This is a genomic window from Leptotrichia trevisanii DSM 22070 (assembly GCF_000482505.1).
In the GTDB taxonomy this organism is placed as follows: domain Bacteria; phylum Fusobacteriota; class Fusobacteriia; order Fusobacteriales; family Leptotrichiaceae; genus Leptotrichia; species Leptotrichia trevisanii.
In genome coordinates, this window is the sequence record NZ_KI519450.1 from 1 (window position 1) to 15,782 (window position 15,782).

The 15,782-nt window shown below is 29.0% G+C and carries 17 protein-coding genes and 1 pseudogene; all 18 read left to right on the forward strand.

The genetic code is table 11. The features are described 5' to 3' along the window. A pseudogene (locus tag K324_RS15040) lies at positions 1 to 165 on the forward strand (class I SAM-dependent methyltransferase); the annotation flags it as partial. 124 nt (positions 166 to 289) lie between these two features. Continuing rightward, complete coding sequence (locus K324_RS0113645; RefSeq protein WP_026749629.1) at positions 290 to 946, forward strand: DNA alkylation repair protein; 657 nt, start codon at positions 290 to 292, stop codon at positions 944 to 946. A 160-nt stretch (positions 947 to 1,106) separates the two neighbouring features. Then, on the forward strand, positions 1,107 to 1,562 hold the full coding sequence (locus tag K324_RS0113650) for an FxLYD domain-containing protein (protein WP_026749630.1): 456 nt from the start codon (positions 1,107 to 1,109) through the stop codon (positions 1,560 to 1,562). Positions 1,563 to 1,775: 213 nt separating this feature from the next. Next, a complete protein-coding gene (gene ilvC / locus K324_RS0113655) occupies positions 1,776 to 2,786 on the forward strand; it encodes a ketol-acid reductoisomerase (RefSeq protein ID WP_026749631.1) in 1,011 nt (336 codons plus the stop codon). A gap of 319 nt (positions 2,787 to 3,105) precedes the next feature. Further along, entirely contained in the window at positions 3,106 to 3,777 is a 672-nt protein-coding gene (locus K324_RS0113660) for an HAD family hydrolase (RefSeq protein ID WP_026749632.1), read from the forward strand. A gap of 236 nt (positions 3,778 to 4,013) precedes the next feature. Then, the gene (locus K324_RS0113665) at positions 4,014 to 5,312 is read left to right on the forward strand and encodes an adenylosuccinate synthase (RefSeq protein WP_026749633.1); all 1,299 of its coding nucleotides are present in this window, start codon (positions 4,014 to 4,016) and stop codon (positions 5,310 to 5,312) included. Positions 5,313 to 5,379: 67 nt separating this feature from the next. After that, the gene (locus tag K324_RS0113670; RefSeq protein WP_026749634.1) at positions 5,380 to 7,515 is read left to right on the forward strand and encodes a DEAD/DEAH box helicase; all 2,136 of its coding nucleotides are present in this window, start codon (positions 5,380 to 5,382) and stop codon (positions 7,513 to 7,515) included. Positions 7,516 to 7,521: 6 nt separating this feature from the next. Then, positions 7,522 to 8,205, forward strand: a complete 684-nt coding sequence (locus tag K324_RS0113675) for a DUF2290 domain-containing protein (RefSeq protein ID WP_026749635.1) — start codon at positions 7,522 to 7,524, stop codon at positions 8,203 to 8,205. Positions 8,206 to 8,332: 127 nt separating this feature from the next. Further along, positions 8,333 to 9,775, forward strand: a complete 1,443-nt coding sequence (gene purB / locus K324_RS0113680; protein ID WP_026749636.1) for an adenylosuccinate lyase — start codon at positions 8,333 to 8,335, stop codon at positions 9,773 to 9,775. Positions 9,776 to 9,845: 70 nt separating this feature from the next. Continuing rightward, the gene (locus tag K324_RS0113685) at positions 9,846 to 10,322 is read left to right on the forward strand and encodes a hypothetical protein (protein ID WP_248615410.1); all 477 of its coding nucleotides are present in this window, start codon (positions 9,846 to 9,848) and stop codon (positions 10,320 to 10,322) included. Positions 10,323 to 10,337: 15 nt separating this feature from the next. Further along, positions 10,338 to 10,490: a hypothetical protein gene (locus tag K324_RS0113690; RefSeq protein WP_026749638.1), complete on the forward strand. Its 153-nt coding sequence runs from the start codon at positions 10,338 to 10,340 to the stop codon at positions 10,488 to 10,490. 2 nt (positions 10,491 to 10,492) lie between these two features. Then, a complete protein-coding gene (locus K324_RS16570) occupies positions 10,493 to 10,627 on the forward strand; it encodes a hypothetical protein (protein WP_269473056.1) in 135 nt (44 codons plus the stop codon). A gap of 85 nt (positions 10,628 to 10,712) precedes the next feature. After that, the gene (locus K324_RS0113700; protein ID WP_026749639.1) at positions 10,713 to 11,708 is read left to right on the forward strand and encodes a YiiG family protein; all 996 of its coding nucleotides are present in this window, start codon (positions 10,713 to 10,715) and stop codon (positions 11,706 to 11,708) included. A gap of 163 nt (positions 11,709 to 11,871) precedes the next feature. Further along, positions 11,872 to 12,036 carry a hypothetical protein gene (locus tag K324_RS15915; RefSeq protein WP_155282506.1) on the forward strand — a complete coding sequence of 55 codons (165 nt, stop codon included), beginning with the start codon at positions 11,872 to 11,874 and terminating at the stop codon, positions 12,034 to 12,036. Positions 12,037 to 12,073: 37 nt separating this feature from the next. Next, positions 12,074 to 13,528, forward strand: coding sequence for a type I restriction-modification system subunit M (locus tag K324_RS0113710; protein ID WP_248615412.1), 1,455 nt, complete (start codon positions 12,074 to 12,076; stop codon positions 13,526 to 13,528). Then, positions 13,529 to 14,083, forward strand: coding sequence for a restriction endonuclease subunit S (locus tag K324_RS15045; RefSeq protein ID WP_036095930.1), 555 nt, complete (start codon positions 13,529 to 13,531; stop codon positions 14,081 to 14,083). A 14-nt stretch (positions 14,084 to 14,097) separates the two neighbouring features. Further along, on the forward strand, positions 14,098 to 14,694 hold the full coding sequence (locus K324_RS15050) for a restriction endonuclease subunit S (RefSeq protein WP_051354479.1): 597 nt from the start codon (positions 14,098 to 14,100) through the stop codon (positions 14,692 to 14,694). 91 nt (positions 14,695 to 14,785) lie between these two features. After that, complete coding sequence (gene xerA, locus K324_RS0113725; protein ID WP_232051233.1) at positions 14,786 to 15,757, forward strand: site-specific tyrosine recombinase/integron integrase; 972 nt, start codon at positions 14,786 to 14,788, stop codon at positions 15,755 to 15,757. The last annotated feature ends 25 nt before the right edge of the window (positions 15,758 to 15,782 follow it).

Sequence of the window (15,782 nt, forward strand, 5' to 3'; positions counted from 1 at the left end):
AATCCAGAATATGGATATGAATTTAGCCATACCTTAGAAACTCAGATTAGAGGACAACTTAAAAATGGTCTCGCTATGATAGATTTTTATGAATCGTGTGACAAAAGACATAGATTATCACGTTATGGAAATGACTATATAGCTACACTCTGCATTAAACTATAATATTATAGAACATACTTCAGGAGAATAGCCCATTTTATTTTCCTTAAGGGTTAAAATCTAAAAATTAGAATTTTGTAATTAATAGAAATTAATATTTTTAATAAAAAGAAAAAAGAGGAAACTTATGGATTTTAATAAACTTTATGAAGAAATGATTCAGCATAAAAATGAAGAACAGGCTCAAAGAATGTCAAAATATATGCTCAATAAATTTGAACATATTGGAATTAAGACACCGGAAAGACGGAAAATATTAAAAAATTTTTTTAAAGAATACAAGAATGAAGAAAAAATTGACTGGGAATTTGTAAATAAATGTTGGGAAAATGAGTACAGGGAATTTCAGTATGTTGCAGCTGATTATTTGAAAAATATGAAGGACAAATTGACGATAGATGATATTCCGAAGTTTAAATGGTTAATCTTGAAAAAATCGTGGTGGGATACGATAGACAATTTAGATATGACAATAGGAGCTTTGGCATTAAAGAATTCAAATGTGAATAAAATATTGCTGGAATGGAGTCTTGATGAAAATATTTGGCTTAGAAGAATTGCCATTGATCATCAGCTTTTGAGAAAAGAAAAAACAAATACTGAATTACTGGAAAAGATTTTAAAGAATAATTTGGAACAGACTGAATTTTTTATTAATAAGGCAATAGGCTGGGCATTGAGAGATTATAGTAAGACTAATTCTGAATGGGTAAAAAATTTTATTGAAGAAAATGAAGAAAAAATGTCAAAATTGAGTATTAAGGAAGCTGGTAAATATTTGTAAGTTTTAAAGTAAAAAATATTTATAAAAAAATAGAAATATATAATTTTAATGTTAGAATACTTGAAATATGCTGATATTGCAATAAAATATTTTTAAATTCAGTTTTAAAGTAATTTTACTGTATTATAAGCATAAAAAATATTGAAAGGATTTATAAATTATGAAAAAAATATTAATGATAATGGGAACAGCTTTAGTTCTGTCATCTTGCGGAGTTGTTGGAGCGGCAGGAAGTATCGCTGGAGGTACGATTAAGGCAGCGGGAACTGTTACTGGTGCTGTAATTAAGACAACTGGGAATATTATTGGCGGAATAATCGGCGGAAATGATGGAGAAATTAATGCAAAAGGCGTTAAGTATAAATTTTCTAAGGCGAAAGTTGAAAACGATGGAAATACGACAATTGTAACAGGAGTTTTAACAAATAGTGGAAGCAGAAAGGAAAATGTTACTATTGAAATCCCTTGCTTTGATAAAAAGGGAACAAAAGTCGGAGATGCTGTGGATAGCACTGACTCCATTGATAAAAATAAAAAATGGGAGTTTAGGGCTGTTCTAAATTCGGGAGATGTAAAGGCGTGTAAAGTGAAGGATGCGTATGTAAACACTCAGTAAAAATTTTTTCCTTTTTTTGATAATAACATATTATTAATAATATATTAGAAATTATTAAATAGCAAATAAAATTTTGTAATCTATTTTTCGATTTATATAAAAAGGCAAATGATTCAAAAATATATAAAATATATCATTACATTAAAAAGAAATATTTGCAAATATTTTTAAAAAGTGTATAATATATACATACAAAATATAGGAGGATAAAAAATGGCAGGAAATATTTTAGGAACAACAGTTTATTATGATGCTGATTGTGATTTGAGCAAATTGGAAGGTAAAAAAATTACTGTATTGGGATATGGTTCGCAAGGGCATGCACACTCTCTAAATTTGAGAGAAGGTGGATTTGATGTAACTGTTGGACTTAGAAAAGGTTCAAAATCTTGGGATGAAGCTACTGAAGCAGGATTTACAGTAAAAGAAACTGCAGATGCTGTAAAAGGTGCGGATATAGTTATGATTTTGATTCCAGATGAAATTCAGGCTGATGTATATGCGGCTGATATTGCACCAAACTTGAAAGAAGGGGCATATATCGCATTTGGACACGGATTTAATATTCATTTTGGAAAAATTGTTCCAAGAGAAGATATAAGCGTATTTATGGTTGCACCAAAAGGGCCTGGGCACTTGGTAAGAAGAACTTTCCAAGAAGGAAGCGGAGTACCTTGTCTAGTAGCTGTTTATCAAGATGCTAAAGGAGATACAATGGAAGTTGCCAAAGCATGGGCATCAGCTATTGGTGGAGGAAGATCAGGAATCCTTGAAACTACATTCAAGCAAGAAACAGAAACAGATTTATTTGGTGAACAAGCTGTATTGTGTGGTGGAGTAGTAGAACTTATGAAAGTAGGATTTGAAGTATTGACAGAAGCTGGATACGATCCTGTAAATGCTTATTTTGAATGCTTACACGAAATGAAACTTATTGTAGATTTGATTTATGAAGGTGGACTGGCTACAATGAGAAGCTCAATCTCAAATACTGCTGAATATGGAGATTACATCACAGGGCCAAAAATCATAACTGCTGAAACAAAAGAAGCTATGAAACAAGTATTAACAGATATCCAATCAGGAAAATTCGCAAATGACTTCCTGGCTGACTCAAAAGCGGGACAACCATTCTTAAAAGAAAAAAGAGCAGAATTTGCAAATCACGGTGTAGAAAAAGTTGGGGCTGAATTAAGAAAACTTATGCCTTGGATCAAAAAATAAAAACTTTTTACAAAAAGTGAAATCAGTAAATAAAAGTACAATATAAAGTTTTAGCAGTCTTTCAAATAAGGCTGCTATATTTTTATAAATATTTTTTTGATTTAGTTTATATTAGTTTTTTTGATGTAGTGTTTCAATGAAAAAAATTTAGCAATATATTCAAAATTAAACTAATAAAAGTTGAGTAAATTCAAAGTTTGAATTTCTTAGCCATAACTTTCGAGTTTAGTTTTATTAGGATTAAAAAATTTTTGGAAACAAAAAGATTAAAGTTTTAGAGAAAAAAATAAAAAAATATGATTAGATAAGGAGTAAGTCAATGGGGAAACAATTTTTTGATGAAATAGAATTATTTTTGTTTGATATGGATGGTTTGCTTTTTGATACAGAAACTATTTATGTGGAATATGGACGTGAAGTGGCTAAAAAAAAGGGTTACACGATAACAAATGACATTGTGGAAAAAACGACAGGCGTTACAAATGATAAAGCAAGAATATTGTTTAAGGAAGCACTGGGTGAGGAATTTCCGTATGATGAAATGATGGGGACAGTTAAGGATCATATATTGGAAAAAGCTGAAAAAGGGGAAGTTCCGTTAAAACTTGGTGCATTGGAATTGCTTGAATTTTTGAAGAAAAATAATAAACAGATGATATTGGCTACTTCATCGGATTTACATTTGGCAGAAGCATTGACAGAAGGAAAGGATGTAAGAAAATATTTTTCCCATTTAATAACTGCAGAAGATGTTGTTCACGGGAAACCTGATCCAGAAGTATTTTTAATAAGTGCCAAAAAAGCTGGGGCATCTCCTGAGAAAACGGTAGTATTTGAGGATTCGTTCAACGGAATAAGAGCGGCACATGCGGCCGGGACATTTCCAATTATGGTGCCAGATAAGTTGAAACCGACAGAGGAAATTGAAAAATTGGTTTATAAAAGATTTGATAATTTATTGGAAGTGCTTGATTATTTTGAAGGGAAATAAATTGATAAAAAATAAATAAAAATTGATTAATAGGAGTTGTTTTTGCAAAATAAGATGACTTCTATTTTTTTGTAAAAATTATTTTTTCAAAAGGTTCAAATTAATTGAAAAAAACTAATAAATATAGTAAAATAAATAGTAAAAGATAAAATTTTAGTAAGGTAGATGTTTTAGGTTTTTACGATTCAGTTTTTTAAAAGAGTAAGAAAATTCTAAAAATTTGGGAGGAATGAAATATGGGAAATAATACTTTTGTAATTGTGGGAACGCAATGGGGAGATGAAGGAAAAGGTAAAATAATCGATGTACTGTCTCCAAAAGCAGATTATGTAGTTAGGTTTCAAGGTGGGAATAATGCTGGGCATACTGTCGTTGTAAATGATGAAAAATTTATTTTGCATTTATTGCCGTCTGGAATTATTAACTCGGCTGGAAAATGTATAATTGGGGCTGGAGTTGTTGTTGATATTGAAGTATTATTGACGGAAATTGATGAGCTCGAAAAAAGAGGAAAAAAGCTGGATAATCTTTACATTGACGAAAGAGCCCATATTATAATGCCTTATCATATTGAAATTGACAAAGCAAAAGAAGAAGCAATGGGAGAAAATAAGATTGGTACAACTCAAAGAGGAATTGGGCCTTGCTACATTGATAAAATTGCTAGAAATGGGATTAGAATCGGAGATTTGTTGGAGCCTGAAAGATTTAGGGATAAACTTACTTGGAACGTAAATGAAAAAAATGATATGCTGGTTAGATACGGTAAAGGAACTTTTGATTTGGAAGAACTTTATGAAAAATTTATGAAACTTGCGGAAAAAATAAAATTTAGAATAATAGACGCAGTTGTAGAAATCAATGAAGGAATAGAAAATGGAAAAGTGGTGCTTTTTGAAGGGGCTCAAGCACTAATGCTTGACATTGACTACGGAACTTACCCTTACGTAACTTCATCATCTCCGACATCTGGTGGAGTAACAGTCGGAACAGGAGTCGCCCCAACAAAAATCTCAAGAGTGCTAGGAGTTATGAAAGCCTACACAACAAGAGTGGGAGAAGGACCTTTCCCAACAGAATTAGAAAACGCAGATGGAGAAACTTTACGAAAAGTAGGACATGAATTTGGAGCAACAACAGGACGTCCAAGAAGATGTGGATGGCTTGACTTAGTAATTGGGAAATATGCAGTGTTAATTGATGGATTGACAGATATTGTGTTGACAAAACTGGATGTATTGACAGGATTTGAAAAAATAAAAGTAGCGGTTGGTTATGAAATTGATGGAAAAGTTTGTTATTCATATCCTGGAAACTTGAGAAAATCTAAAGATTTGAAAGTAATTTACGATGAATTAGATGGTTGGAAAGAAGATATTACTCAAATAAAAAATTACGAAGACTTGCCAGAAAATTGTAAAAAATATGTTGAATACATTGAGAAAAAATTAAAATGTAAGATTTCTATGATTTCGGTGGGGCCTGAAAGAAGTCAGAATATTTATAGATATGATTTGGGAGAATTTGTGAAATAGAATTAAAGATGTACAGTTATAATTTTAATACTTTAATAATTAATTTTTATAAAAGGGAGAGTTTACTATGGTAAATATAATAATGGGTGCAACTAATAAACCATTAGCTAGCGAAAAATTAAAAGAATATTTTCAAAATAATAATCAATTTCAAGGAGAATTGTATATAGGGTATCCTATTATAGGAACAGTAGAAGGTGCATACTCTATAGATGCACTTTGGATTTCAAAAGATAAAGGATTAGTTATTTTTAACTTAATAGAAAACAAAAATATAGATAATTATCAAAATATTCAAGATGATTGTGCAAATAAAGTTGAAGCAAAATTAAGAGGATATAAAGAATTAATGAACAAAAGAAAATTGTGTGTGGATATAAATGTAATAACATTTGCTCCATTTGTAAAAAACTTGAAAGATTTGAATGAAGATTATCCATTATGTAATAACAATAATTTAGAAGAATTTATTAAAAAATTAAATTCAGAAAATTCGGATTACTACACTAAATTAATTTCTGCACTTCAATATGTATCAACTATTAGAAAAGGTAAAAAAAGAAGAGAAATTTCAAATATTTATTCTAAAGGAGCTAAATTACAAGCTTTAGAAGATTCAATTGCTAATTTGGATAATCGCCAAAGTCAAGCAGTAATAGAAACAGTTCAAGGTGTTCAAAGAATACGTGGATTAGCTGGCTCAGGAAAGACTATTGTTCTAGCATTAAAAGCAGCATATTTACATGCTCAACACCCTGAATGGAAAATTGCAATAACTTTTAATACAAGATCTTTAAAGGGAGAATTAAGAAAATTAATTAATACTTTTTATATAGAACAAACAAATGAAGAACCTAATTGGGAAAAATTACAAATTATACATGCTTGGGGTTCTTCAAGAGGTGGGCAAAATAATGGTATATATTATACTTTTTGCTTTTTGAATAATGTTCCCTATTTTGATTATATAACAGCTAGAAATATGTATGGAATAAAAGATCCTTTTGGAGAAATATGTGAAAAAGCATTATCAGAAGTTGAAAATACTATAGTAGAGACTTTTGATGTTATTTTGATTGATGAAGCGCAAGATTTCTCACCAAGTTTTTTAAAAATGTGTTATGAAATGTTAAAAAGTCCCAAAAGATTAGTTTATGCGTATGATGAATTACAAAATTTAAGAATGCAATCATTACCATCACCTGAAAAAATCTTTGGAAATTTAGAAAATGGAACTCCCAAAGTAAAGTTTGGTATTTCCAAAGAAGGTGAACCTCAACAAGATATTATTCTTGAAAAATGTTATAGAAATTCAAGACCAACATTGGTTACAGCACATGCCTTAGGATTTGGAATATATTCTGATTTTGGACTAATTCAAATGTTTGAACAAAATTCTTTATGGTTAGATATAGGTTATGAAATAGAACAAGGAGAATTGGAAGATGGACAACATGTTGTACTGAAAAGGACATCAGAAAGTAGCCCAAAATTTTTAGAAGCTCATTCAGATATTGATGATTTAATTCAATTTAAAGTTTTTGATACTAAAGAAGAGCAAGATTTATGGGTAGCTGAGCAAATAAAAATTAATTTAACTAAAGATGAGCTACGTTCGGATGATATAATTATCATTAATCCTGATCCTTTAACAACTAAAAAAGCAGTAGGACCAATTCGAAGTATACTTTTCGAACAAGGGATAAATTCTCACACCACAGGTGTAGATACAACTCCAGATGTATTTTTTTCTCAAAATGATAATTCTATAGCTTTTTCAGGAATTTACAGAGCTAAAGGAAATGAAGCAGCTATGGTATATATAATTAATGCTGAGTCATGTTATGATTCGATGTATAATTTAGCCAAAATCAGAAATCAATTATTTACAGCTATAACAAGAAGTAAGGCTTGGGTTAGAATCTTGGGTGTAGGTGAAGATATGAAAAAATTAATCAAAGAGTATACTAAAATAAAAAATAATAATTTCACCTTAGATTTTATATATCCTGATAAATCACAGAGAAAAAAGATGAACATCATTAATAGAGATGTAAGCGAAGGAGAAAAAAATGAAATAAGAAAAAGCAGACTATATGTGAGGGAATTAATTAATAGATTGGAAAACAAAGAAATTTTTAAAGATGACTTAAACAAAGAACAAATTGAGCGTCTTATAAATCTTTTAGAAAAAGGAGAATAAAATTTTATGTTGACAGCAAAAGATGTATTTAAGCATATTAATGACTTGACTAGAGAAATGATTGAAATTACACTTTGTGAAGATCAAAATTTTCCGTCGATAAAAAATCATCCTGGAAAGATTGAAGAAATAAATATTGCCAATTGTAATAACAATAGTTCTATTTTTTTAAAGAATATACCGTATCAAGAAATGTATAGAATATTATGCGAACAAAGAATATTTAATATGAAAATGATAGATGGAGCCTTGATTCATATGCAATATCGTTTTAAAAATAAAAAAATAGAAAATCACAGATTAAGTTTTTTCCCAGCCCCTGATTTAGAGTTATTTCAAAATGAATCAGAAATATATTATGAAGATGAGATTTATAATGATATTCTAGATAAAAGAATAGTTACAGTTCCGTTGAGATTTGATTTTGATATTAGTGAAAAAGTATCTAGTCCGATTATTCATCCAGTATCACATTTTACAATAGGTCAATATAAAAATTGTAGGATTCCAGTTTCTTCTGCATTAACACCGTATCAGTTCTTAAAATTTATTATCATGAATTTTTATAATACTGCATATGAAAAGTATAGTGAAAAAATTTCTATAAAAAAAGATTGTTTTGATGTAACATTGTATCCTGAAGAAAAGGAGATAGTTAATATATGTACACCTGTATATAGAAATAAATAAAAAGTTATAAAAGAATTTGATTACAATTGTGAACTAAACATGTAAAGAGCCTTTCAAGATAAAAGTGGAATGTTTTGATTTGAGAAAAAAATAAATAAAAAATAAAAACAAGTAGGAGGAATTAGAAATGGAAAATATGAGTATATATTCAAATCCGTTGGCGGAAAGATATTCTAGTAAGGAGATGTTACACATTTTTTCGCCTGAGTTTAAGTTTAGAACTTGGAGAAAATTGTGGATAAATTTGGCTGAGGCTGAGAAGGAACTTGGGCTTGATTTTATTACAGATGAGCAAATTGCGGAACTTAAAAAATTTAAGGATGATGTGGATTTTAAAGTTGCAGCTGAGTTTGAGAAAAAGTTAAGACATGATGTGATGGCTCATGTGCATACTTATGGGGAACAGGCGAAAAATGCAAGAAAAATCATTCACTTGGGAGCAACAAGTGCATATGTTGGAGATAATACTGATTTGATTCAAATTAAGGAAGGATTACTTGTTGTTAAAAGAAGAATGCTTACTTTGATTGAAAAAATGAGAGATTTTGCATTGGAATATAAAGATTTGCCAACTTTAGGATTTACACATTTTCAGGCGGCACAGCTTACAACTGTTGGAAAAAGGGCGACATTGTGGCTTCATTCTTTGCTTCTTGATTTTGAGGAACTGGAATTTAGACTTGAAAACTTGAGATTTAGAGGAGTTAAAGGGACTACTGGGACTCAAGCTAGCTTTAAAGAATTGTTTGAAGGAGATTTTGAAAAAGTAAAACAGTTGGATGAATTGGTTACTGAAAAAGCTGGGTTTAGCAAAAAACAAGGTGTTTCAGGACAGACTTATGATAGAAAAGTAGATGCACAAATCTTGAACTTATTGTCAAACATTGCTCAATCTTCTCACAAATTTACGAATGATTTTAGACTATTACAGCATTTGAAGGAATTGGAAGAGCCATTTGAAAAAAATCAAATTGGTTCAAGTGCGATGGCTTACAAGAGAAATCCGATGAGAAGTGAAAGAATTTCATCACTTGCAAAATATGTAATTTCAAGCTCACAAACAGGTGCACTAGTTTTTGCAACACAATGGTTTGAAAGAACGCTAGATGATTCGGCAAGTAAAAGACTTTCAATTCCACAAGCATTCTTGGCAGTTGATGCAATTTTAATTATATGGCTTAACATTATAGATGGAGTTGTTGTTTATCCAAAAGTAATAGAAGCGAATATTCAGAAGGAATTACCATTTATGGCGACTGAAAATATTATTATGGAATCGGTAAAAAAAGGGATGGATAGACAGGAAGTACATGAAATTATAAGAGAACTTTCGATGGAAGAAACAAAGGAAATTAAATTGAACGGAAATCCTAACAGACTAATTGACAGAATTATAAAAGACGGTAGATTAGGGCTGAAAGCAGAAGATATGGAAGGAATCTTAGTTTCTGCTAATTATACTGGATTTGCTGGGCAGCAGACTGAGGATTTTGTGAAGAATGAGATTAATCCGATTTTGGATAAATATAAGGATGAGATTGTTGAGGATAGGGAGGAATTGAGGGTTTAATAATATAATTGATTATGAAAATTCTTGGAAAAGGAAAAATGAAGAAAGAGAATATTTCAATTCAGAATTTTTGAATAAAATAAATATTAAAAAATATAAAGATGAAATTGAAAAATTTGATGCTTTAGCTATAAAAAATCGTGCAAAATATAAAATTTCTAAAAAAACAATTAACGAAATAAAGGATTACTGTTTTTCATATTTGCCAATACTTACAGGGATGGAAAAGGAAGTAGTTGGCGAACTGTTAAATGAAAAATACAATATTGATGAAATGGAAATAGATATTCCAAATAAATTGTTTTTTGAAGATGAAGAAATAAAAAATGAGCAGAAACATTGGTTTCAAATGTATAAAATGTTCTTTGGAGAAACAGAAATTGAAGAGTTTAAAAAAGAAGATTTGATTCCAATTGCGGAAGATGAAGAATTTATGTTATTCGTTGAAAGAAGAACAGGAGAAGTGTATATTAATATTTATGAATTATTCTTTTTTTGTGCAATTTCTGATAGTTTTGATGAGTTTTTAGATACAATTAAAAAATAAGCAAAAGGTGATTTTATGAAATTTATAAAAAAATGGAAATTACTATTTTTATTGATACTTTGCATTACAATGTTAAATTCCTGTGCGGTGGTACTGGGAACAGCGATATTGGCACCGACAGCACTAATCGGAGGAGCATGTATAGTTGATCCGGGAAAATGTCCGTAAGGATGAGAAAAAATGAAGAATACAAAGAAAAATATCTAAAAATTTTAAGGGATAGGATTGAAAGGGTTTTTAATTATGAGGAAGAGGATATTTCAGTGCAGATGGAAGTTGCAGAGAAAAGTACACCTTACAAATAATAAATTTTATAATTATTAAAAATTAAAATATAAAAATTTTTGATTTTTTTAGAAAAAATAAATTAAAGAAAGAGAGTCGATAAAAATGAAAAAAACAAAAGTATTAGTAACGTTATTGATGCTGTTACTTGTAATTTCGTGTGGAAAAAAAGGAAATGGTAAGGATAAAGGGCCTGACTTAAAAAATATTGGGGGAACAAATAAGAAAGTTAATGAAGTTGAAAAATATAATTTGTATATTGAAATTTATAATAAATTGCACAGCTTTGAGAAGACAGCTAATTCTTATTTTAAAGAAGTTGGTGCAGAAGCTCAATTTAAAAAGCCGGATGGAAGTGTAAATGCAGATTTTTACGATGTTAAGAATATTATAACAGAATTGGAAAAAGCAATACCGGCAAAACCTAAAATGGCAGAACTTGATAAGGCTTCGGAAAATTTACTTGTAGTATTTAAAGAATTGAAACCATTAGCAGATGATATGAATTCTTATTATTCTGGAAAAGACTATACAAGTGACAATTATAAGAAAGCTCAGGAATTTCATATAAAATTTTTAGAAATTCTAAAAAAATATGATGTAGCAGTTTTGGCATTTAGAACAGAAATGGATAAAAAAATAGTTGAGCAAAGGGAAAAGGAAGCTAAGCAACTGCAAAAAGAAGGAAGAGCAATTGCGTATAACAGAATGATGATTTTGAGTGTGGGAGAAGAAGTGCTAAATGAAATTAGCAGACAAAAATTAACTGGGGCAAATGTAGTTTCTGGAGATGCTGGCAAATTTAAGGGTTTACAGGAAAAATTGATTAATGTGGTAGCAGAATTTAATAAATCTGTAAAAGATGAAAAACAACTGCAAAAAGAAGGTTATAAAGATTATCAGTTAAGCAGTTTTGTAGATGAAGCTGACGGGTTTAAAGCAAGTCTGGCTAGTCTTGTGGAAAGAATTGAAGCAAAAAAACCAATATCTGAATTTTCATTAAGAGATCAATTCTTCTTGGAAAATGAAACAGGGTCGCCAGAAAACGTTATCAAATCATTTAACGAGCTTGTAAAAGAATACAATAGTATGAATAAGTAATAATTTTGTATAAAGCTATACTATTTTAAAATTTAGTATAGTTTTTATATTTTTTAAATGTATTTAAATTGCTTTATAGAAAGAAAGTCGGGTTTAATGGCAATTAAAAGAAGAGTTAAAAAGATTAAAGGAAGGAAACAAGGTAATTGTTTCGGAACACGCAATGTTACGTTTCATAGAAAGAGTTCTGGGGATTGATTTGAAAGAAATTGAGAACCGTATTTTGACTGATGAAATAAAGGAGCAGTATAAAATAGTTGGAAGTAGGAGATTTTCCATTAATGATGAATTTAGGACATTGATAAGGGTAATATTGTTGTTACGATAACAGATAATGATAATAAAAAAAATAGAGAGGAAAAAATATGATAATAACAGGAGAGTTAAAAAATAAAATTGATAAAATATGGGAAATATTCTGGACAGGGGGAATAACAAATCCTTTATCTGTAATAGAGCAGTTTACATATTTGATATTTATAAAATTATTGGATGATAAGCAATTAAGAGCTGAAAGAGATGCGATTCTTTTGGGAATAGAGCCTAAGAAATTTTTTGACGAGGAACAACAAAATCTTAGATGGAGCAATTTTAAAGAATTAGAAGCACAAAAAATGTACGATACAATGGTAAATGAAGTATTTCCATTTATTAAAAACTTAAATGGTGATACCAGTTCATCATTTTCAAGATACATGAAAGATGCGATATTTCAAATACCAACTCCACAAATGCTGGAAAAAATTGTTACAGGAATTGAAGATTTGGCTTTAGAAGGAGATATAAAAGGTAATTTATATGAATATTTGTTATCTAAATTGGCTACTTCTGGAACAAATGGACAGTTTAGAACTCCTAGACATATTATTGACATGATGGTAAAACTTGTAAAACCAGTGCCTACTGATATGATAATTGATCCTGCCTGTGGAACTTCTGGATTTTTAGTTGGAGCGGGTGAATATTTGAAGGAAAATCATAATGAAATTTTTAATTCTGAGGAGTTGAAAAATCATTATCAAAATAATATGTTTTATGGAAATGATATGGATACAACTATGCTTAGAATAGGTACAATGAATATGATGTTACACGACATAGAAAATCCAGATATAGATTATAAAGATTCACTTGCAAAATCAAATACAGATAAGGAAAAATACACCTTAGTCCTTGCTAATCCTCCTTTTAAAGGTTCGCTAGATGCAGAATCAGTTGCTGATGATATATTAAAAATAACAAAAACTAAAAAAACAGAATTATTATTTTTGGCATTAATGATAAGAATTTTAAAAAATGGTGGAAGATGTGCTGTTATTGTACCTGACGGAGTTTTATTTGGTGCCAGTAATGCTCATAAGCAACTGAGAAAAGAAATTATTGAAAATCACATTTTGCAAGGAATAATATCGATGCCAAGTGGAGTATTTAAACCATACGCAGGAGTAAGTACAGCTGTATTGTTATTTACGAAAACAGGTGTTGGGGGAACAGACAAGGTATGGTTCTATGATATGCAAGCAGACGGGTATTCATTAGATGATAAAAGAACAAAAATAGAAGACAACGATATAGATGATATTATCAATAGATTTTCCAACTTAGAGAACGAAGCTGATAGAAAAAGAACAGAAAAATCTTTCTTAGTTTCAAAAGAAGAAATCATTCAAAATGATTATGATTTATCAATAAATAAATACAAGGAAATAGAATATGAAGAAATTGTTTATGAAAAGCCTGAAGTTATTATTGGAAAAATAAAAGAACTAGAAAAAGAGATAACATTAGGTTTGGAAGAACTTGAAAAGTTGGTGAAATAGATGGAATATGTTGAAATAGATAAAATAATAAATGTTGAATTAGGTAAAACACCATCAAGAAATAATTCTGATTATTGGAATGGAAAACATACTTGGATTGCAATATCAGATATGAATAAAAAATATATAGTAAATAGTAAAGAAAAAATAACAAATGAAGCTATTGAGAATACAAAAATAAAAAAAGTTCCAAAAGATACAGTAATTATGAGTTTTAAATTATCAATAGGAAAAAGAGCGATAACAAAATCTGAAGTATATACAAATGAAGCAATTGCGGCATTTCACATTAAGGATTTAAAATATTTGATTCCAGAATATTTATATTATGCTTTAGAATCAGTTGACTTTTTAAAGTATACTGATAAAGCTGTAAAAGGAAAAACTTTAAATAAGGAAAAATTAAAAAAAATTAAAATTCCAATATTTCCTTTAACTGAACAATTAAAAATATCAGAAATATTGAATAAGACTCAAAAAATAATCGAAGATAAAAAGAAACAGATATTTTTATTTGATGAACTAATCAAATCCCGATTTAAACCAACGTTTTAGGGAGGAGAAATTTTATGGTTAGAATAGAATTGAAAGAAATTGTTAGTAATCACGTCACACAAGGAGAAATTACTAATAAAATTGGAGATGGATTACACGGAACACCAAAATACGATATTAATGGATCAATACCGTTTATTAATGGAAATAATTTGACAGAAGGTAAAATAGTAATTCAAGAGAATACAAAATTTGTAAATAAAGTAGAGTATAAAAAGTATTTTAAAGAAATATCAATAAATACAGTATTCTTATCAATTAATGGAACACTAGGAAGACTAGCTTTCTATAATAATGAAAGGATAGTTTTAGGAAAGAGTGTATGTTTTATTGATTTAAAAAAGGATATAAACAAAATATTCATTTATTATTTGTTGAAAAATAAAAAAGTTATTTATGAACTAGAACAAAATTCTACAAAAAGTACAATAAAAAATATAAGTTTAAAATATGTAAGAAATTTTAATACAATTCTTCCGCCATGTTCATTACAAAACATTTTTGCTGAATTTGTGACAAGAATAGATAAATTAAAGTTTGAAGCCGAAAAATCGTTAAAAGAAATGGAAAATTTGTATGATTCTTTGATGCAAAAATTTTTTAAACAATAATAAACTAGTTTGATAAATCAGAATTTCGATGTTTTATTTCAAATAATTATTGTATAATTTATTATATAGACAATTGAGAGGATGATTTATTATGAAAAAAATAATTACTGAAATTGAACAAAAAATGCTTGGAATTTTGGATAATGCTCAAATGGAACATTTACACAAGGTTTTAGTTTATTATTTGGAAAGTGAAGATATTTTAGTACAAGAAGAAGTTTCTAATGTGAAAATTTTGGAAATGTTTTTGTCTGCCAAAAAGATTGAAGGATGTTCAGAAAAATCCATTTTGTATTATCAATCAACGATACAAAATATGTTTAAACATATTGAAAAAACTATTAAACATATTGATACAAATGATTTGAGAGAATACTTGTCAAATTATCAAGAAAAAGGAAATGCTGGAAAAGTAACTATAGATAACATAAGGAGAATACTTTCCAGTTTCTTTTCTTGGCTTGAAGAAGAAAATTACATATTAAAAAGTCCTGTTAGAAGGATAAAAAAAGTAAAGACAGGACAAGTGATAAAAGAAACATATTCAGATGAATCACTTGAAATGTTAAGAGATTTTTCGGGAAATATACGTGATTTAGCAATGATAGATTTGCTTTCTTCAACGGGAATGAGAGTTGGCGAACTTGTAAAACTTAATATATCAGATGTTGATTTTGAGAATAGAGAATGTATAGTTTTGGGTAAAGGTGATAAGGAAAGAAGGGTATATTTTGATGCAAGAACAAAAATTCATTTAACGAGATATCTTGAAAGTAGAAAAGATAATAATGAAGCATTATTTGTCAGTTTATTAAAACCATATTCACGTTTAAAAATAAGTGGAGTAGAAATTAGACTCAGAGAATTAGGAAGAAAATTAAATATTCCTAAAGTTCATCCTCATAAATTTAGACGAACACTAGCCACAAGAGCCATTGATAAAGGAATGCCAATAGAGCAAGTTCAAAAATTGCTTGGGCATACGAAAATAGATACAACATTGCAATATGCAATGGTAAATCAAAGCAATGTAAAAAATTCTCACCGTAAATATATTGGATAGTTTAAAAAATTTCAAATCCCGATTT